An 18917-nucleotide genomic window follows, 5' to 3' on the forward strand; every position below is an offset into this window, starting at 1 on the left:
CGCGGTTCGCGACCGAATCAAAGGCCGGGCGCCGCGCCGATTCGTACAGGTGTTCCGGCGTGATTCGGGGTCATCGCCGGGGCGGCTTTCGCCAGATCTGATCCGACAGCCAGTCCGACAGCTGGGCGGCCATGGCATCGCGATCCTCGTTCATGTCTCCCGACGTCTCCATCTCGGGATTCTCGGCGCGGTGGCGGGCGCGGGCGATCTGGCTGATGCGCCAGGTCAGGCCCTCGTCGGCCTCTCCCTGGATCTCGGTCTCGGCGCGCGGCACCTCGTGGGTGGTGGCCCGCGCGACCTCCAGCTTGTCCAGAAGGTCGAGCAGCATCACGACCGCAGCTTCGTCATCCTTCCGTTCGATGATGGCAGGCGTCAGGCCCAGATGGGAATCGCGCCGCAGCGTTTCAAGGCCGCGCCGCCCGGCGGGACTGTCGCCTTGGGTCAGCAGATCGTGCAGCAGCGCCGCCCGGTCGGGATCCTGCGGCTGCAGCCGTTCCAGCCGCGATTCGGCCTGCGCGACCATGGCCGGGCGCAGCGCGCAGATCAGCAGCGCGGCGCCTTCCAGCAGGTCCTTGCCCTGCTCGGGCATGTGGGGCGAGACGAAAGGCACCAGCGCCCGCGCGGGCGGCCCGTTCCCCGGGCGCCGTCCCTTGCCCGGCGCGGCGCCGCCCTTCTGATAGGCGCCGCCCGGGCGCTGGCGGGCCGGGCTGAACAGCGCCCACTGCTTGCGCCGGATGTCCTCGGCATAGTGCTTGCGGGTGACCTCGTCGGGGATGCGCGCCACCGCCTCGGCCAGGCGGCGGTCCAGCGCGGCGCGGCGTTCGGGGCTGTCGAAGACCTGGCCCTGCGTCTCGCGCGACCACAGCAGGTCCAGAAGCGGGCAGGCCTGATCCAGCAGCGCCGACATCGCGCCCGGCCCCGCCGCCTTGATCAGGTCGTCCGGGTCCTGACCGCCCGGCAGCACCACGAAGCGCAGCGCCTGCCCCGGCCCGGTCAGGGGCAGCGCCAGGTCGATCAGGCGCTGCGCCGCGCGCTGGCCCGCCGCATCGCCGTCCAGCGCGATCACCGGCTCGGGTGCCACGCGCCACATCAGGCGCAACTGCTCCTCGGTGATGGCGGTGCCCAGGGGCGCCACGGCGCCCTCGAAACCCGCGCGGACCAGGGCGATCACGTCCATGTAGCCCTCGGCCACGATCAGCCGCGCGCCCTTGGCCACCGCGGCCCGGGCCGGCCCGAGGTTGTAGAGGTTGCGCCCCTTGTCGAAGAGGGGCGTTTCGGGGCTGTTGAGATACTTGGCCCGCGCCTCGGGATCCATCGCCCGGCCGCCGAAGCCGATGCAGCGGTTCTGCCCGTCGCGGATCGGAAAGACGATGCGGCCCCGGAAGCGGTCATAGGCCGCGCCGCCGCCCTCGGGACGGGCGGACATGCCGGCCTCGACGATCTGGTCCTCGGCGAAGCCCTTCTCGCGCAGGGCGGAGGTCAGGGCGCTGCGGCTGTCGGGGGCGAAGCCGATCTCGAACCGCTCGAGCGCCGGGCCGTCCAGCCCGCGCCGGGTCAGGTAGTCGCGCGCGGCGGCCGCCGCCCCGGTCTGCAGCTGCAGGCGGAACCAGCGGCTGGCGGCCTCGGTCACCTCCAGCAGCTTGGTGCGCCTGTCGGTCTTCTCGCGGGCGCGGGGATCGGGTTCGGGCATGGTCAGCCCGGCCTCGGCCGCCAGCAGTTTGACGGCCTCGATGAACTCCATCCCGTCATGGTCGCGCAGAAAGCCGATCGCGTCGCCCTTGGCCTGACAGCCGAAGCAGTAATAATAGCCCTTCTGGTCGTCGCAGTGGAAGCTGGCGGATTTTTCCTGGTGGAAGGGGCATGGCGCCCACCAGTCGCCCCGCGCCTGATTGGACTTGCGCAGATCCCACACGACCTTCTTCCCGATCACGCGACTGATCGGGACGCGATTGCGAATCTCGTCGAGGAAGCCGGGGGGCAGGGACATGGGCGCGATTATCCCGGATGGGGCGCGGGGCGGCAAGCGCGGGATTTGGATATTTGAGTGAAGAAGAAAGGGCTCAGGCGGCGCCGACGGCACCCTGCGCTAGGCCCCAGTAGATCTGGGCGATGCGGGCGCGGTCCAGCCGCCCGCCCTCGCGGTACCAGTTGGTCACGCCGGTCAGCATGGCGATGAGCGCGAGCGTGGTCAGCTTGGGATCCTCGATCCGCATCCGGCCCGCCGCGATGCCGTCGCGCAGGATGTCCTCCAGCGCGGCCTCGTAGCGGCCGCGCAGGTCGGCGATGCGGGCGAAGTTCCCGGGCGTCAGGTTGCGCAGCTCCATGTAGGACAGGAAGACCGCGTCGGAATGGTCCAGGCTGAAGGCGATGTGGAAGCGTACGAAGCGTTCCAGCCGGGCCAGCGGGTCGGCCTGCGCATCGTCGGACCAGGCGGCCAGCAGGTCCTGCATGTGGCTTTCCAGCAGGTCGGCCAGCAGCGCCTGCTTGTCGGGCGTGTAGCTGTAGAGCGTCCCGGCCTGCACCCCCACCGCCGCCGCGATCTGGCGCATCGAGACCGCCGCATAGCCCTGCCGCGCGAAGAGGCGCCGGGCCTTGTCGCGGATCAGCGGGCCGGTGATCGTTGCGCGGGAACCAGTGGTGCGGGCCATGGCGCCTGTCTAGCGCGGGGCCTGCCCGGGGGGAAGGCGCGAAGGCGTTGCCCGGGCCGCGGCAAGGGCGTAGCGTCGCCCGCATGAGACATGCCTCCGCCGCCCTGGCCCCCGCCGCCCTGACCCTGGTCCTGCTGATCGCCGCCTGCAGCGAGGGCGGCGAGTTTCCCGCCCTGCTGCCCACCGACCGGCTGCTGGCCGAGCCCGCCCTGCCCGCCCATGCGGTCGCGGCGCGCGCCGATCCGGCGCCGCTGGAGGCCGCGACCTTGGCGCGGGCCGAGGCGCTGCAGGCCCGCGCCGCCGCCCTGCAGCGGCCGGTGGTCGATCCCGCGCTGCGGGCCCGCGCGGGCAGGTGATTGCCAGACGGTCGCGGCACTGGTAAGTCTTTTTGACCAGCTTGCGAAAGGCCCAGCCATGCCCGTCATCACCTGCATCGACGACCTCAAGCGCCTGCACCGCGCCCGAACCCCCAGGATGTTCTACGACTATGCGGAATCGGGCAGCTATACCGAACAGACCTTTCGCGACAACTCGACCGACTTCGCGCGCCTCAAGCTGCGCCAGAAGGTGGCCGTGGACATGTCCGACCGCCGTCTGGCGCGCCGGATGGTCGACCTGCCGGTCAGCATGCCGGTGGCGCTGGCCCCGGTCGGGCTGACCGGCATGCAGCATGCGGATGGCGAGATCCACGCCGCCCGCGCGGCCGAGCGGTTCGGCGTGCCCTTCTGCCTATCCACCATGTCCATCTGCTCCATCGAGGACGTGGCGGCGCATACCACCTCGCCCTTCATGTTCCAGCTGTACGTGATGAAGGACCAGGAGTTCCTGGCCGCCATCATCGAGCGTGCCAAGGCCGCGAAGTGCAGCGCGCTGGTGCTGACGCTGGACCTGCAGATCCTGGGGCAGCGGCACAAGGATCTGAAGAACGGGCTGTCCGCGCCGCCCAAGATGACCCTGCCCACGATGCTGGACCTGGCGACGCGCTGGCGGTGGGGCATGGGGATGCTGGGCACCAAGCGCCGCGCCTTCGGCAACATCGTCGGCCATGCCAAGGGCGTGGGCGACACCGGCAGCCTGATGAGCTGGATCGCCGAGCAGTTCGACGAACGGCTGGACTGGGACAAGATCGCGGCCATCCGCGACATGTGGGGCGGCAAGCTGATCCTCAAGGGCATCCTGGATCCCGAGGATGCGCGGATCGCGGCGGATTTCGGCGCCGATGCGATCGTGGTCAGCAACCATGGCGGGCGCCAGCTGGACGGGGCGCTGTCCTCGATCCGCATGCTGCCCCATATCGTCGAGGCCGTGGGCGACCGGGTGGAGGTGCACATGGATGGCGGCATCCGGTCGGGTCAGGACGTGCTGAAGGCGCTGGCGCTTGGCGCGCATGGCACCTGGATCGGGCGGGCCTGGCTGCACGGACTGGGCGCGATGGGCGAGGCGGGCGTGACCCGCGCGCTGGAGATCATCCGCAAGGAGCTGGACACCAGCATGGCGCTGTGCGGCGAGCGCGATCTGGACAATGTCGGCCCGCAGAACCTGCTGGTCCCGCGCGGCTTCCTGGACGAATACCAGATCGCCTAGACCAGCCGCGCCAGCCAGCGGTGGCGCTGCCCCAACCGGGCGATCGCCCAGACCAAGGCAAAGGGCAGCACGATGCCCAGCACCGTGCCAAGCGCCGGGTCGGGCAGCCCGATCCGGGGCAGCCCCTGCAGCACGATCACATGCATCACGTAGATCCCCGCCGCCGCCCGGCCCAGCGGCAGCGCGGTCGCGGGCGCGGGCAGGCGCAGGACCCACAGCAGCAGCGCCGGGCACAGGATCAGGTGGCCAAGCGGGATCTCCAGCAGCGGCTCCTCTCCGATGCGGCCAAGCCAGGCGATGTTCTCGGCCAGGGTCAGGGCCAGCCCGAGGATCATCAGCGCCCAGAGCGCGGGGGTGGACAGCCGCGGCGGGTGGCGCGCGATCAGCCAGCCCATGACCAGATAGGGGTACAGGTACAGCGGCCCGTTGCGATAATGCTCGACCGGCACCTCGGACATCCCGCTCATCCGGGCATATTGCAGCGCCAGCCCGATCAGGCCCAGCAGCACGGCCGAGCCGATCACCGCCCCCTGCCCCAGCCTCAGCATCAGGCCCAGGATGACGCCGGACACCGCAAGCCCCTGCAGGAACCACAGATGCATGAAGCCCAAAACAAGCTCGGTCGCGGTCAGCCCGACGGGCCGGGTGGTGTAGTAGGGCCACAGAAACAGCAGGTAGACCGCCGACCAGACCGCATAGAGCAGCAGCAGATGCCCCACCCAGCCCGACAGGCGCCCCCGGCGCAGGGTCGAGGCCAGATAGTATCCCGCGATCAGCGTGAAGACCGGCACGGCCACCCGCAGGATGCCGTTGCCGGCCGCCAGCCCCCACAGGCCGACCTGCCCCGCCTCGCGCAGGCTGTCGCGCGCCAGGCCCGAATGGGCCAGCACCACGTAACAGGCCAGGATCACCCGCAGGTAATCCACCGACATCACCCGTGCCTGCCCCTGATCCACTGCTGCCCCCCGCGCGCCCGGTCCCTGGACGGGCCGACCCAAGGCCGGGCATAGAAGGCCGCGCAAGCGCAGGTCAAATCACGTCATCTTTGGCGGCGGCCGCCCGCACGGCGCCCTGCGTTTCCGGCTTCACATCCGCGCGCCATTGCGCTAAGGGCACCGCTTGGCGCCACGCACCCTTGGAGGGTGGTGCCCTCAACAACGGTTAAGGATTAAAGCAATGGCCAAAGAGATTCCGAATCTGGTGGCCGAGGCACGCGCGGGGTCAGGCAAGGGGGCCGCCCGCCAGGCTCGCCGTGACGGCAAGGTGCCCGGTATCGTGTATGGTGACAACAAGGATCCCGTCTCCATCGCGTTCGACTTCAACAAGCTGCTGACCAAGCTGCGGGCCGGACGGTTCATGTCCACCCTGTGGAACCTGCAGGTCGAGGGCCAGGACGACGTCCGCGTCATCTGCCGCGGCGTGCAGCGCGACGTCGTGAAGGATCTGCCGATCCACATCGACTTCATGCGCCTGCGCCGCACGTCCAAGGTGAACCTGTTCATCCCGGTCGAGTTCATCAACGAGGACACCTGCCCCGGCCTGAAGAAGGGCGGAACGCTGGTCACCGTGCGCAACGAGGTCGAGCTGATCGTCACCGCGGGTGACATTCCCGATCACCTGACCGTGGATCTGGCGGGCCGCGAGATCGGCGACACCATCCATATCAGCGACATCACGCTGCCCTCGGGCGCCAAGGCCACGATCGACCGCGACTTCGTCATCGCCAACCTGGCCGCGCCCTCGGCGCTGCGCTCGGAAGACAGCGAAGGCGGCGAGGCCGAGGCCGAGGTCGCCGCGGACTGATCTCCGCGCGCATCGGTCGCATGACCCTGGGGGCGGTGCCATCGGCGCCGCCCCTTTCCAATTCCGGGCCGCTTTGCTAGCCCCACCCGCATGGAGACACGCATGGACCCCGTTCACATCGTCGGCGCCGGCCTGGCCGGATCCGAGGCCGCCTGGCAGATCACCCGCGCGGGCATCCCCGTGGTGCTGCACGAGATGCGCCCGCAGGTGGCGACCTTCGCCCACAAGTCCGGCGACTGCGCCGAGATGGTCTGCTCGAACAGCTTCCGCTCGGATGACGACGTGATGAACGCCGTGGGCCAGCTGCATTGGGAGATGCGGGCCGCGGACGGGCTGATCATGGCCATGGCCGCCCGCCACCGCCTGCCCGCCGGCGGCGCGCTGGCCGTCGACCGCGAGGCCTTTGCCGCCTCGGTCACGCAGGCGCTGCGGGCCGAGCCGCTGATCACCTTCGCGCCGGGCGAGGTGACCGACCTGCCCTCGGACGGCAACTGGATCGTGGCGACGGGCCCGCTGACCTCGGACGCGCTGGCCTCTGCCATCCGCGGCGTGACCGGCACCGAGGCGCTGGCCTTCTTCGACGCCATCGCGCCCATCGTGCATGCCGACACGATCGACATGAGCGTGGCTTGGGAACAGAGCCGCTACGACAAGGGCGAGACGCTGGCCGAGCAGAAGGCCTATATCAACTGCCCGATGACCAAGCCCGACTACGAGGCCTTCATCGACGCCCTTCTGGCCGCCGAGAAGACCGAGTTCCACGAAGGCGAGACGGCGGGCTATTTCGACGGCTGCCTGCCCATCGAGGTCATGGCCGAGCGTGGCCGCGAGACGCTGCGCTTCGGCCCCATGAAGCCCGTGGGCCTGACCAATCCGCACAAGCCGGACGAAAAGGCCTATGCCGTGGTCCAGCTGCGCCGCGACAATGCCTTGGGAACGCTCTACAATATCGTGGGCTTCCAGACCAAGATGAAGTACGGCGCGCAGATCCAGGTCTTCCGCATGATCCCCGGCCTGCAGGAGGCCAGCTTCGCGCGCCTCGGCGGCATCCACAGGAACAGCTTTCTCAATTCGCCCACGCTGCTGGACGACCGCATGCGGCTGCGCCTGCGCCCGAACCTGCGCTTCGCGGGCCAGGTGACCGGGGTCGAGGGCTATGTCGAAAGCGCCGCGATGGGCCTGCTGGCGGGCCGCATGGCCGCCGCCCAAGCCCTGGGCCGCGACCTGCCGCCGCCGCCCGTCACCACCGCGATGGGCGCGCTGATCCATCACATCACCGGCGGGGCCGAGGCCAAGACCTTCCAGCCGATGAACGTGAATTTCGGCCTCTTCCCGCCCCTGCCCGAGGCGCGCAGCGGGCGCCGGGGCCGCAAGGACCGCTATCCGGCCTACACGCAGCGCGCCAAGGATGACTTCGCCGCATGGCTGGCCGCGCAATAGGCCCGGGCGAGGTCACGCGCTTCGCCCCCTCGCCCACCGGGCTGCTGCATCTGGGCCATGCCTTCTCGGCCCTGACCGCCGCCGCCCAGGGCGCCTTCCATCTGCGCATCGAGGATATCGACCGCGACCGCTGCCGCCCCGAATTCGAGGCGGCGATCCATGACGACCTGCATTGGCTGGGCCTCGACTGGCCGCAGCCGGTGATGCGGCAATCCGACCGCCTGCCCGCCTACCGGGCCGCGCTCGATCGGCTGGCGCCGCTGAGCTATCCCTGCCGCTGCCGCCGCGGCGACATCCGCGCCGCCCTGTCGGCCCCGCAGGAAGGTGCCCTGCCGGCCGGTCCCGACGGCCTCGTCTATCCCGGCACCTGCCGGGGCCGGGACCTGCGCGATGCCGGCCCCGACGACGTGATCCGCCTCGACACCGCCCGCGCCTTCGAGGCGCTCGGCCTCGACCGGATCGGCTTTCGCGACCGCAGGGTCCTGCCCGATCACGACCACGTCCTGACCCGCGACCAGGTCGCGCAGGGCATCGGCGACGTGATCCTGTCCCGGCGCGGCATGGGCACGTCCTATCACCTGGCGGTGGTGGTGGACGACGCGGCCCAAGGCATCACGCTGGTCACGCGCGGCAAGGACCTGTTCGACGCGACCTACATCCATGTCCTGCTGCAGCGCCTGCTGGACCTGCCGACGCCCGCCTACCTGCACCACCGCCTGATCCGCGACGACGCCGGCCGCCGCCTGGCCAAGCGCGACGACGCCCGCGCCATCCGCCACTACCGCGACGAGGGCGCCACCCCCGCCGACATCCGCCAGATGATCGGCCTCTGACCCTTCATCTTGGCGGGAAATATCCCGGGGGGAGTCCGCAGGACGGGGGCAGCGCCCCCCTCACCCCATCGGTGCCATGATCTCGACCTCGGCCCCGTCACGCACCGCCCTGTAGAAGCAGCTCCGCCGGTTCGTGTGGCAGGCCGGCCCCGTCTGATCGACCCGCAGCAGCAGGCAGTCGCGGTCGCAATCCAGCCGCATCTCGACCAGCGCCTGCACATGACCCGAGCTTTCGCCCTTGACCCAGAAGGCCTGGCGCGAGCGCGACCAATAGGTCACCCGCCCCGTCTCCAGCGTGCGCGCCACGGCATCGGCGTTCATCCAGGCCATCATCAGCACCTCGCCCGTGCCCGCATCCTGCGCGATGGCCGGGATCAGCCCCGCCGCGTCATATTTCAAGCTGAGGGGATCGAACATCGGGTTTCCTTTCGCGGGGAGCGTCCCTATCTAATCCGGGACGATGCCGCGGGAAAGCCCGACCGGAGGAATGATGTCCGACAGCGATCTTCTGCAGCTCTACTCGCGCCGCATCCTGGCCCTGACGACGGCCATCCCGCATCAGGGCATACTGACCGCCCCGCAGGCGAGCGTCCAGCGCCGCTCGCCGCAATGCGGATCTTCGGTCACGGTGCATCTGTCGCTGCAGGGCGACCGGATCAGCGAATTCGCACAGGAGGTGCGGGCCTGCGCCTTAGGCCAGGCCTCGGCCTCGGTGCTGGGCCAAGCGGTCATCGGGCTGGACCGGGCGGCCCTGTCGACGGCGCGCGACCAGCTGCGCGACATGCTGACCCGGGACGCCCCCGCCCCCGATGCCCCCTTCGGCGATCTCGAGGCGCTGACCCCGGCCCGGGCCTATCCCAACCGCCACGCCTCGATCCTGCTGGCTTGGGACGCCACGCTGGAGGCGATGGACAAGGCCGCCGCCTGACCGACCCGACCCTTCAGGCGAAAAAAAGGGACCGACCCCTGCCAGGGTCGGTCCAGGTGCGCGTGCCGGGACGGGACAGACGCACAGGCGGGCGCCGGTCGGGCAACGCGGGGCAGGCGGTCAGACCTGAAGGAATGCGGGCATCCACAGCAGGACAATGGTGGTCAGGGCCAAGGCGGCGGCGCCGAGCATATCGGTGGCAAGTTCACGGGTCACGGGGCAACTCCTCTCTCTGTTGCTCCTTTGTTCTTACAATTTTACCGATTCGTAAAGAACTTTATGAGAACATCCGGGGTCAGCCGACCTGAATCAGCCGGATCGCCTGATCCTGCTGCATCAGCCACATCAGCAGCCGCAGCGCCTGCCCGCGCGGGCTGTCCAGCCCGGGGTCACGTTCCAGCAGCGCACGGGCATCCTGCCGCGCCACCGCCATCAGGCCGGACTGGTGTTCCAGATCGGCGATGCGGAACCGCGGCAGGCCCGACTGCGCCGTGCCGATGACATCGCCCGCACCGCGCATCTCCAGATCGACCTCGGCGATGCGGAACCCGTCCTCGGTGTCGCGCAGGGTGGTCAGGCGCCGCGCGCCGGTCTCGTTCAGGGGCGGATGATACATCAGGAGGCAGGTCGAGGCGCCCGTCCCCCGCCCCACGCGCCCACGCAGCTGGTGCAGCTGCGCCAGGCCGAAGCTTTCGGCGCGCTCGATCACCATGATCGTGGCCTGCGGCACGTCGACCCCCACCTCGATCACCGTCGTTGCCACCAGCAGCTGCGCCCGCCCCGAGGCGAAATCCGCCATCGCCATGTCGCGCTGATCGGGCGGCATCTGGCCGTGGACCAGCCGCACCGCCTCGCCGAAGATCGCCCGCAGATGGGTGAAGCGCCCCTCGGCGGCGGTCAGGTCGCTGACCTCGCTCTCGTCGACCAGCGGGCAGACCCAATAGGCCCGCGCCCCCTGCGCCATGGCAGCGCGCAGCCGCTCGGTCACCTGATCGATGCGCTGGTCGGCGATCATGACGGTGGTGATCGGCTGGCGGCCCGGAGGCTTCTCGTCCAGCACCGACAGGTCCAGATCGCCGTAATGGGACAGCGCCAGCGACCGGGGGATGGGGGTCGCCGTCATGATCAGCATGTCGGGCGGCACCTCGCCCTTGGCCGACAGCTGCAACCGTTGGGCCACGCCGAAGCGGTGCTGCTCGTCGATGATCGCCAGCCGCAGATCGCGGAACTGCACATCCTTCTGGAAGACTGCATGGGTGCCCACCAGGATGTCGATGCGCCCGTGGGCCAGATCCTCCAGGATCTGCCCGCGCAGCTCGCGCTTGTCGCGGCCCGTCAGGGCGGCCAGCCGCACGCCCGCCGCCTGCGCCAGAGGCTCCAGCGCGCGGGCATGCTGGCGCGCCAGGATCTCGGTGGGCGCCATCAGGACGGCCTGGCCCCCCGCCTCGACCGCAGCCAGCGCCGACAGCATCGCCACCAGCGTCTTGCCCGCACCCACATCCCCCTGCAGCAGCCGGTTCATCCGCTGGTCCGAGGCCATGTCGGCGGCGATCTCGGCGGCGGTGCGGGTCTGCGCTACGGTCGGCGGCCAGGGCAGGCTGTCCAGCACCCGCGCCCGCAACCGCCCGTCGCCCGCGCTGGCGCGGCCCTTCTGGCGCCGCTTCTCGCGCCGCACCAGCGCCAGGGTCATCTGGTGGGCCAGGAACTCGTCATAGGCCAGCCGCGCCCGCGCGGGCGTGTCGGGCGACAGGTCCGCCGCCGCGCGCGGCGTATGGGCATCGTGCAGCGCCTGCGCAAAGCCCGGCCAGCCGCGCGTGGCCAGCAGATGCGGGTCGATCCATTCGGCGGCCTCGGGCAGGCGCGTCAGCGCGGCCTCGACCGCCTTGGCCATGCCCTTCTGGGTCAGCCCGGCCGAGAGGGGATAGACCGGCTCGAACTCGGCGGGCGGGGCGTCGCCCTCGGGCTGGATATGGTCGGGATGGACCATCTGCGCCAGCCCGTCGAACAGCTCCAGCTTGCCGCTGATGGTGCGGCGGGCGCCGGGGGGCAGCTGCCCCTCAAGCCATTCGGCGCGGGGGCGGAAGAAGATCAGCGTCAGATCGCCCGCGCCGTCGCTGCAATGCACGCGCCACGGGCGGCCCTTGGCCTGTGGCGGGTGATGGCGCGTGACGGTCACGGTGACGGTGACGACCTCGGGGGCGCGCGCATCCGCGATCCGGGCGATGCGGCGGCGCGTCACCCCGCTGGCGGGCAGGGTCAGGATCAGGTCGCGGGGCTTGTCGATGCCCATCTGCTCCAGCGCGGCGCGGCCCTTGGGGCCGATGCCGGGCAGCGTGTCGATGCTGGCGAACAGCGGAAACAGCGCCGGAGGGCGACCTTTGACTTCGGTCATTGCGCGCCCGCGATGCGCAGCCATTCGTCCTCGTCGATGACGGTGACGCCCAGATCGGTGGCCTTCGCGGCCTTGGACCCCGCCCCCGGCCCCGCGATCAGCAGATCGGTCTTGGCACTGACCGAGCCCGCGACCTTGGCGCCCATCGCCTCGGCCCGGGCCTTGGCCTCGGCCCGGGTCATCCGTTCCAGCGTGCCGGTGAAGACCAGCGTCTTGCCCGAGATCTCGGTCACCGCCGCACCGGGATCCTGGGCCGGCAGCACGTCCAGCTGCGCCACCAGCCGGTCGATCCCCTGCCGTTCCGAAGCCTGCGCGAAGGTCGTGACCAGCGAATGGACCAGCACCGCGCCGATCCCGTCGATGCCGGTCAGCTCGGCCCAGTGGGGGCTATCGGGCAGCGTCGCGCGCCGGGCCTTGTCGTCGGGCGCGGCGAAGGCTGGCTCGCGCGCCGCCCCGTCGATGGCGGCGACCAGCGCCTCCCAGGTGCCGAAATGGCGCGCCAGCGTGGCCGAGGCGACCTCGCCCACATGCCGGATGCCCAATGCAAAGACCAGCCGCGCCAAGGGGATGGCACGCTTTTCCTCGATGGCCGCGAACAGCTTGTCGGCGGACCTTGCGCCGAACCCGTCGCGGTTCTTCAGACGGCCCAGGTTCCTCGCGTCGCGCGCCGCCAAAGTGAAGATGTCGGCGGGTTCGCGGATGGGCAGGTCCGGGTCGGCGAAGAACATCTCGACCTGCCTGGCGCCCAGGCCCTCGATGTCGAAGGCGGCCCGGCTGACGAAATGCTTCAGCTTCTCGACCGCCTGCGCGGGGCAGATCAGCCCGCCGGTGCAGCGACGCACGCTGTCGCCCGGCTCGCGGATCGCCTCGGACCCGCATTCGGGGCAGAGGACCGGATAGACATAGGGCACGCTGCCCTCGGGACGCCGCAACAGGTCGATATCGGCGATCTTGGGGATCACGTCGCCGGCGCGATAGACCTTGACCCAGTCGCCCTCGCGGATGTCGCGCCCCTCGCGGATCGGCGCACCGGTGTTGTCGCGCCCGGCGATGTAATCCTCGTTGTGCAGCGTGGCGTTCGAGACGACCACCCCGCCCACGGTCACCGGCTCCAGCCGGGCGACGGGCGACAGGGCGCCGGTGCGGCCCACCTGGATCTCGATCCGGTCCAGCCGCGTCCAGGCGGTCTCGGCCGGGAACTTGTGGGCCAGCGCCCATCGCGGCGTGGTCGAGCGGAAGCCGAGCCGCCCCTGAAAGCCTAGGTCGTTCACCTTGTAGACGACCCCATCGATGTCATAGCCCAGGGTCGCGCGCTGCTGCTCGATCGCCGCCCAGGTCGCGATCATCTCCTCGGGGGTGCGGCAGAGGCGGGTCAGCGGGTTGGTCTGGAAGCCCAGGTCCCGCAGCCGCTCCACCGATTGCATCTGCGTGGGCGCCAGCGGGGCCGAGACCTCGCCCCAGCCATAGGCGAAGAAGCGCAGCGGGCGGCGGGCGGTCACCGCCGGGTCGATCTGGCGCAGGGATCCCGCCGCGGCGTTCCGGGGATTGGCGAAGACCCGCCCGGCCTCCGAGGCGTTCAGCGTCTCGAAGTCTGCGTGGCTCATGTAGACCTCGCCCCGCACCTCGAGGATGGCGGGGGGATCGGCGGTCAGGATCTGCGGGATGTCGGCGATGGTGCGGGCATTGGCGGTCACGTTCTCGCCCACGTGCCCGTCGCCGCGCGTGGCCGCCTGGACCAGACGGCCCTTCTCATAGCGCAGGGACAGGGACAGCCCGTCGATCTTGGGCTCGGCCGTCATGTCCAGCGCGCTGTCCGCCGGCAGGGCCAGGAAGGCGCGGATGCGGGTCGCGAAATCCGCGACCTCCTCGGCGGTGAAGGCATTGCCCAGGGACATCATGCGCTGCGCATGGGTGACCTTGCCGAAACCCTCGGCGGGGGCGGCGCCCACCTGCCCCGTCGGACTGTCGGGCAGGGCCAGATGGGGGAAGCCCTTTTCCAGTGCCGCCAGCCGCGCCTTGAGCGCATCGTACTCGGCATCCGCGATCTGCGGCGCGTCCTGCTGGTGATAGGCCGCGTTCGCCGCCGCGACCCGGGCGGACAGGTCGGCGATCTCGGCGGCGGCGGTCTCGTCGTCCAGTTCCGTGACCGGCTGCCGGTCGGCCATGTTCTCCGCCATCTCTGCCCTCTTGCCCTGATCCCGGCCGGATCGCGCCGGTCCCGTCAGCCGAGGGTATCGCCCAAGGGGGCGGAATCGTCCAGACCGGCATTGGTGCCGGCATCGCAAGGGGCCGCCAGCATCCCGGTCAGGCGCTGACGGCCAAGCGCTCCTCGTGGCTGGGGCCCGGATCGCGCAGCACATAGCCCCGGCCCCAGACCGTCTCGATCAGGCTGTCGCCGCCCAGCGCCTCGGTCAGCTTCTTGCGCAGCTTGCAGATGAAGACGTCGATGATCTTCAGCTCGGGCTCGTCCATGCCGCCATAGAGATGGTTGAGAAACATCTCCTTGGTCAGGGTCGTGCCCTTGCGCAGGCTCAGAAGTTCCAGGATCTGGTATTCCTTGCCGGTCAGGTTCACCGGCTTGCCCCGCACCTCGACCGAGCGCGCGTCCAGGTTCACCACGATCTCTCCGGTCCGGATCAGCGCCTGGCTGTGCCCCTTGGAGCGGCGGATGATCGCCTGGATCCGGGCCTGCAGTTCCTCGCGGTTGAAGGGCTTGGTCATGTAGTCGTCGGCGCCGAAGCCGAAGCCGCGCAGCTTGCTTTCGGTGTCGTCCGACCCGGTCAGGATCAGGATGGGCGTGTCGATCCGGGCCAGGCGCAGATGCCGCAGCACCTCCATCCCGTGCATGTCGGGCAGGTCCAGGTCCAGCAGGATCAGGTCATAGTCGTACAGCTTGGCCAGATCGATGCCTTCCTCGCCCATGTCGGTCCGGAACACGTTGTAGCTGGCCGCCGTCAGCATCAGTTCGATCGCCCGCGCGGTGCTGGGATCGTCCTCCACCAGAAGAATTCGCATTGGTCCGTCTTTCCCCCGAATCGTCACTCGTCATCACACCGACAATCCCGCGAACTGGTTAAGATGAGGTTATCAGTCCGGCCCTTCTGACCCACGCAATCTAAAGTTGTCTATATTTTTGTGCCGATGCGACCTTTAGTCCCGCCGTTCCGTGCCGGGCAACGGCCCTGCACCAGCCGTCGAATTCCTCGTCGGACAGGCCATAGCGGCGCAACGCCTCCTCTCGCGCGATCAGCCCGTGGGTCACGGCCAGGACCACCGTCTGCTTGCGGTTGGCGACCCATCGCGTGTCCGGAGGCGGCAGGTCCGCCACCGAGAGGATGCGCCCGTCCGCCAGGGTCACGATCCGCGGACCGGATGTCTTCTTCACGAACATGGGCCAGCATCCTTTCTCGACATGGCCCCATGCTTGCCCCAGACACTTTAAGGCGGGGTTAGCCAGAACGGCCGCAAGGCCCGGCCCGGGGTTGAGAATCCCAAGCATTTGCCTATATTTCGATGCAGTTCGCAGATGCCCGCCCCCTTCGACATGCCCGCCGGGCCGAAAGACCGCCAATGACCCTGATCGCCACCGCCCCTGCGCCCGCCCCGACGGCGGAGCTGAACAGCCTGGGTTTCGCAAAGCCGCCCGCCCAGACGCGGGTCGTCGTGGCGATGTCGGGGGGCGTCGACAGTTCCGTCGTGGCGGCGCAGCTGAAGGCCGAGGGCTATGACGTCATCGGCGTCACGCTGCAGCTTTACGATCACGGCGCGGCGCTGGCCAAGAAAGGCGCCTGCTGCGCGGGCCAGGACATCCACGATGCGCGCCGCGTGGCCGAGCGCATGGGCTTTCCCCATTACGTGCTGGATTACGAGAACAAGTTCCGCGAATCGGTGATCGACGAATTCGCCGACGCCTATCTGGCGGGCGCGACACCGGTCCCCTGCATCCGCTGCAACGAGCGGGTCAAGTTCCGCGACCTGCTGCAGACGGCGCGCGATCTGGACGCCGACTGCATGGCGACGGGCCATTACATCCAGCGCAAGCCCGGCCCCCATCGGGCGGAACTGCACATGGCCGCCGACCCGGCCCGCGACCAGAGCTATTTCCTGTTCTCGACCACGCAGGAGCAGCTGGACTTCCTGCGCTTCCCCTTGGGCCATCTGGTCAGCAAGGCGGAAACCCGGGCCTTGGCAAGCACGTACGGCCTGGGCGTCGCGGACAAGCCCGACAGCCAGGACATCTGCTTCGTCCCCAATGGCGACTATGCCGCCGTGATCGAGAAGCTGCGCCCCGGCGCCGCCGATCCGGGCGAGATCGTCGACCAGCAGGGCCATGTGCTGGGCCGCCACCGGGGCGTGATCCACTACACGATCGGCCAGCGGCGGGGCCTGGGCATCGGCGGCGGCGATCCCCTGTATGTGCTGCGGCTGGAGCCCGAGACGCGCCGCGTCGTCGTCGGACCGCGCGAGGCGCTGTCGACGAAGACCGTCGCCGTGACCGAGGTGAACTGGCTGGGCGACCAGCCCTTCGCGGGCGAGATCCCCTGCCTGGTGCGCATCCGCTCGACCCGGCCGCCGCGCCCGGCGGTCCTGCGGCCCCTACCCGGCCGCCGCGCTGAGGTCGAGCTGCTGGACCCCGAGGACGGCGTCAGCCCCGGCCAGGCCTGCGTCTTCTACGAGGCCCAAGGCACCCGCGTGCTGGGCGGCGGCTGGATCAGCCTGCGTCGGCGGCCAGCTGCCTGATCCGGCCGATCATCGCGCGCACCCCGTTCGAGCGCTGCGCGGACAGATGCTCGTCCAGGCCCAACCGCGCCAGCGCGGCCTGGGCGTCGACCTGCCCCACCTGGTCCGGCGGCAGCCCCGCATAGAGCGCATGCAGCACCGCGATCAGCCCGCGCACGATCATCGCGTCGCTTTCGCCCTGGAAGTCGAAGCGGTCCTCCTCCAGCCGGGGCAGGATCCAGACCTGGCTGGCGCAGCCATCGACCTTGGTGGCGGGCACCTGGAAGGCCGGGTCCAGCGGCGGCATCGCGCGGCCCAGCTCGATCAGGTGGCGATACCGCTCTTCCCAGTCATCCAGAAAGTCGAAGGTCTGGGCGATATCCTCGAAGGCGGGGGTGGGCATGGCGTTCTCCTGTGACCGCCTCCGGACCTAGCCCGGGGGCGGGCCGAGGTCAAAGAGGCTTTTCCGCGCGGCCCGGATCGCCTATCACCGGGAAAAGACCGCCGAAGGGACGCGCCATGACCAGACTGACCCTGCCGCTGCTGATCGGCGCCCTGATCCTGTCGGGCTGCGGGCGGTTCGGGGACAGCGGCTGGAACCCGCTCGGCTGGGGCCCCGGCACCACCACCGCGCCGCAATCCATCATCCCCGAGGGCGGCTATGCCGCAAGCGCCGACCTGCGCCCCGCGGTCCCCCAGATCCTCGGCGCCGACTGGCAGCCCCTGCCCGAGGGGCGTCTGCTGGTCCTGCGCGGCTTCGGCCCGGTCAAGGGCTATCACTCGGCGGCCCTCGTCACCGCCCGCCCCCAGCCCGGAGACGCCCTGGCCCCCGATGCCGACGGCGTCCTGCGCCTGCGCTTCGTCGCGGTGCCGCCCGCGGCGGGCAGCCCGGCCGCCGCCCTGCCCGCCAGCCCCGCCACCGACACGATCACGGTGGCCCTGCCGTTGAGCTTCGTGCAGCTGTCGCAGATCTCGGCCATCGAGATCGCCGGCGCCGGCGGCACGGTGACCCTGCGCCGCTAAGCCTTGCACCGCCCCCGCCCCCGCGCTAATCGAGCGAGGTCGGAGGCGTGGCAGAGTGGTTGAATGCACCGGTCTTGAAAACCGACGTGGGTGCAAGCCCACCGTGGGTTCGAATCCCACCGCCTCCGCCAGCATCCCACCTTAGATCACTGCTTTCATGATGTCTTCCAAGGGATAGATCATCCCTCAGCGTACAATCGTCCGATGGATTTCGGCATTGGCTAAAAATGCGCGGCACGTCCGGGCACGGATGTCCGCATGCCCGGGCCACGCATCCGTTCAGAGTTCTTCTAAAAGAAAGTGAAGCATGGCCTCGGGTCCGGCACTCCCTCCAACTGTATTTTCGAGAGGGCCTGCGTCGCGGCGGCGAGGCCCTTTTGCTGGAAAAGTGCAACAGCCTGCCCCGTGTGCGCATCAGGAACGCCTAGAACTATGTTCGCGGGAAACGCAGGTACTCAGGTCAGACCACTTGGTGCCCGCGTCAGCAGCGGCCGTTTTCACCTCCCGTGCCATCGGCAAGGGACCGATGACCTGCTGGCGTGACTGCATCCGCTTGGCGACGAACTCTTGCCTCACCGGGGAAACAAGCGCATCTTGCGAAGTCGTCATTGCCCAGCTGTCGCCGGTTCCGGTTCAGGCCTCGAAGTGGCGGAGGAGGATGCGGCCAAGGCTCATGCCGCCAGCCGGTCCTTGGCGAGGGCATCGAAGGCCCGCAGATCGGCGATCAGCGCCGCCATCTGCTCGATGGGGATCATGTTGGGGCCGTCCGAGGGCGCGCGGTCGGGGTCCTCGTGGGTCTCGATGAACAGCGCCGAGACACCGACCGCACAGGCGGCACGGGCAAGCACCGGTGCGAATTCCCGCTGGCCGCCCGACGAGCCGCCCAGGCCGCCGGGCTGCTGCACCGAATGTGTGGCGTCGAAAACCACGGGCCAGCCGGTCCGCGCCATCGTGGGCAGACCCCGGAAATCGGTCACCAGGGTGTTGTATCCGAACGAGGTGCCGCGCTCGCACAGCATGATGTTGCGGTTGCCGGTCGATTCGAGCTTGGCCGCGACATGCACCATGTCCCAGGGGGCCAGGAACTGCCCCTTCTTGACGTTGATCGCCCGTCCCGTTTCCCCCGCCGCAAGCAGAAGATCGGTCTGCCGGCACAGGAAGGCCGGAATCTGCAGCACGTCGCAGACCTCGGCGGCCACGGCGCAGTGGGCGGCCTCGTGGACGTCGGTCAACACCGGCACGCCGAACTCGGCCTTGATGTCGCCCAGGATCTGCAGACCCTTTTCCACGCCAAGCCCGCGCTGGCCCGAGAGCGAGGACCGGTTGGCCTTGTCGTAGCTTGCCTTGAAGATGAAGCGGGTGCCGGTCGGTGCGCAGGCTTCGGCGATCTTCTCGACCATCATCCGGGCATGGTCGCGGCTTTCCAGCTGGCACGGCCCGAGGATCAGCGAGATGGGGTTCGCGCCTCCGATGCGGAGATCGCCGATGTTTACGATATGGGACATGCGCTTCATCCTTGCAGTCATGTGAGAGGGCCGCAGCGGACC

At 69.7% G+C, this 18917-nt stretch carries 18 protein-coding genes and 1 tRNA gene; 9 read left to right on the plus strand and 10 right to left on the minus strand.

From position 1 onward, the window contains the following. Positions 1–70: 70 nt before the first annotated feature. Positions 71–1987 carry a DNA primase gene (gene dnaG, locus E4191_RS10305; RefSeq protein WP_135313335.1) on the minus strand — a complete coding sequence of 639 codons (1917 nt, stop codon included), beginning with the start codon at positions 1985–1987 and terminating at the stop codon, positions 71–73. A gap of 73 nt (positions 1988–2060) precedes the next feature. Next, positions 2061–2648 (minus strand): TetR/AcrR family transcriptional regulator, encoded by a 588-nt coding sequence (locus E4191_RS10310; protein WP_135313336.1) that lies wholly within the window; start codon positions 2646–2648, stop codon positions 2061–2063. An 83-nt stretch (positions 2649–2731) separates the two neighbouring features. Between E4191_RS10310 and E4191_RS10315 the strand changes: the two genes are divergently transcribed. Beyond that, positions 2732–3004, plus strand: a complete 273-nt coding sequence (locus E4191_RS10315; RefSeq protein ID WP_135313337.1) for a hypothetical protein — start codon at positions 2732–2734, stop codon at positions 3002–3004. 58 nt (positions 3005–3062) lie between these two features. Next, a complete protein-coding gene (locus E4191_RS10320; protein ID WP_135313338.1) occupies positions 3063–4232 on the plus strand; it encodes an alpha-hydroxy acid oxidase in 1170 nt (389 codons plus the stop codon). Here the strand turns inward: E4191_RS10320 and E4191_RS10325 are convergent. Continuing rightward, entirely contained in the window at positions 4229–5164 is a 936-nt protein-coding gene (locus E4191_RS10325; protein WP_135313339.1) for an acyltransferase, read from the minus strand. The genes E4191_RS10320 and E4191_RS10325 overlap by 4 nt on opposite strands. A gap of 244 nt (positions 5165–5408) precedes the next feature. Here E4191_RS10325 and E4191_RS10330 point away from each other — a divergent pair, with 244 nt between their 5' ends. The 3 genes from E4191_RS10330 (at position 5409) to gluQRS (ending at position 8308) form a co-directional block, all read left to right on the plus strand. Beyond that, positions 5409–6035 carry a 50S ribosomal protein L25/general stress protein Ctc gene (locus E4191_RS10330; protein ID WP_135313340.1) on the plus strand — a complete coding sequence of 209 codons (627 nt, stop codon included), beginning with the start codon at positions 5409–5411 and terminating at the stop codon, positions 6033–6035. A 102-nt stretch (positions 6036–6137) separates the two neighbouring features. Further along, positions 6138–7475, plus strand: a complete 1338-nt coding sequence (gene trmFO / locus E4191_RS10335) for a methylenetetrahydrofolate--tRNA-(uracil(54)-C(5))-methyltransferase (FADH(2)-oxidizing) TrmFO (RefSeq protein ID WP_135313341.1) — start codon at positions 6138–6140, stop codon at positions 7473–7475. After that, on the plus strand, positions 7457–8308 hold the full coding sequence (gene gluQRS / locus E4191_RS10340; protein ID WP_135313342.1) for a tRNA glutamyl-Q(34) synthetase GluQRS: 852 nt from the start codon (positions 7457–7459) through the stop codon (positions 8306–8308). The genes trmFO and gluQRS overlap by 19 nt, the downstream gene beginning before the upstream one ends. A gap of 60 nt (positions 8309–8368) precedes the next feature. On the opposite strand, the gene hisI is transcribed toward gluQRS, so the two are convergent. Then, positions 8369–8725, minus strand: a complete 357-nt coding sequence (gene hisI, locus E4191_RS10345; RefSeq protein WP_135313343.1) for a phosphoribosyl-AMP cyclohydrolase — start codon at positions 8723–8725, stop codon at positions 8369–8371. Between the two features lie 70 nt (positions 8726–8795). Between hisI and E4191_RS10350 the strand changes: the two genes are divergently transcribed. Next, positions 8796–9236, plus strand: coding sequence for an iron-sulfur cluster assembly scaffold protein (locus E4191_RS10350; protein ID WP_135313344.1), 441 nt, complete (start codon positions 8796–8798; stop codon positions 9234–9236). A gap of 295 nt (positions 9237–9531) precedes the next feature. Here the strand turns inward: E4191_RS10350 and recG are convergent, their stop codons facing one another. The 4 genes from recG to sciP form a co-directional block, all read right to left on the minus strand. Then, on the minus strand, positions 9532–11628 hold the full coding sequence (gene recG / locus E4191_RS10355; protein WP_135313345.1) for an ATP-dependent DNA helicase RecG: 2097 nt from the start codon (positions 11626–11628) through the stop codon (positions 9532–9534). Further along, complete coding sequence (ligA, locus tag E4191_RS10360) at positions 11625–13805, minus strand: NAD-dependent DNA ligase LigA (RefSeq protein ID WP_407947017.1); 2181 nt, start codon at positions 13803–13805, stop codon at positions 11625–11627. Before ligA ends, recG begins: the two co-directional genes overlap by 4 nt. 127 nt (positions 13806–13932) lie before the next feature. After that, positions 13933–14643 (minus strand): response regulator transcription factor CtrA, encoded by a 711-nt coding sequence (ctrA, locus tag E4191_RS10365; RefSeq protein WP_135313346.1) that lies wholly within the window; start codon positions 14641–14643, stop codon positions 13933–13935. Between the two features lie 100 nt (positions 14644–14743). Continuing rightward, a complete protein-coding gene (gene sciP, locus E4191_RS10370; protein WP_135313347.1) occupies positions 14744–15019 on the minus strand; it encodes a CtrA inhibitor SciP in 276 nt (91 codons plus the stop codon). Between the two features lie 179 nt (positions 15020–15198). On the opposite strand from sciP, the gene mnmA reads away from it, so the two are divergent. Next, positions 15199–16368: a tRNA 2-thiouridine(34) synthase MnmA gene (gene mnmA / locus E4191_RS10375; protein ID WP_135313348.1), complete on the plus strand. Its 1170-nt coding sequence runs from the start codon at positions 15199–15201 to the stop codon at positions 16366–16368. On the opposite strand, the gene E4191_RS10380 is transcribed toward mnmA, so the two are convergent. Then, positions 16340–16750 carry a SufE family protein gene (locus E4191_RS10380; protein WP_135313349.1) on the minus strand — a complete coding sequence of 137 codons (411 nt, stop codon included), beginning with the start codon at positions 16748–16750 and terminating at the stop codon, positions 16340–16342. The two genes, mnmA and E4191_RS10380, sit on opposite strands and share 29 nt — an antisense overlap. 116 nt (positions 16751–16866) lie before the next feature. Between E4191_RS10380 and E4191_RS10385 the strand changes: the two genes are divergently transcribed. Together E4191_RS10385 and E4191_RS10390 are read left to right on the plus strand one after the other, a co-directional pair. Next, positions 16867–17370 carry a hypothetical protein gene (locus E4191_RS10385; protein ID WP_135313350.1) on the plus strand — a complete coding sequence of 168 codons (504 nt, stop codon included), beginning with the start codon at positions 16867–16869 and terminating at the stop codon, positions 17368–17370. Between the two features lie 41 nt (positions 17371–17411). Next, positions 17412–17501: transfer RNA gene (locus tag E4191_RS10390), tRNA-Ser, on the plus strand. Between the two features lie 540 nt (positions 17502–18041). Here the strand turns inward: E4191_RS10390 and kdsA are convergent. Beyond that, positions 18042–18875, minus strand: coding sequence for a 3-deoxy-8-phosphooctulonate synthase (gene kdsA, locus E4191_RS10395; RefSeq protein ID WP_176562686.1), 834 nt, complete (start codon positions 18873–18875; stop codon positions 18042–18044). Positions 18876–18917: the final 42 nt, after the last annotated feature.

Source organism: Paracoccus liaowanqingii (assembly GCF_004683865.2).
Lineage (GTDB): Bacteria > Pseudomonadota > Alphaproteobacteria > Rhodobacterales > Rhodobacteraceae > Paracoccus > Paracoccus liaowanqingii.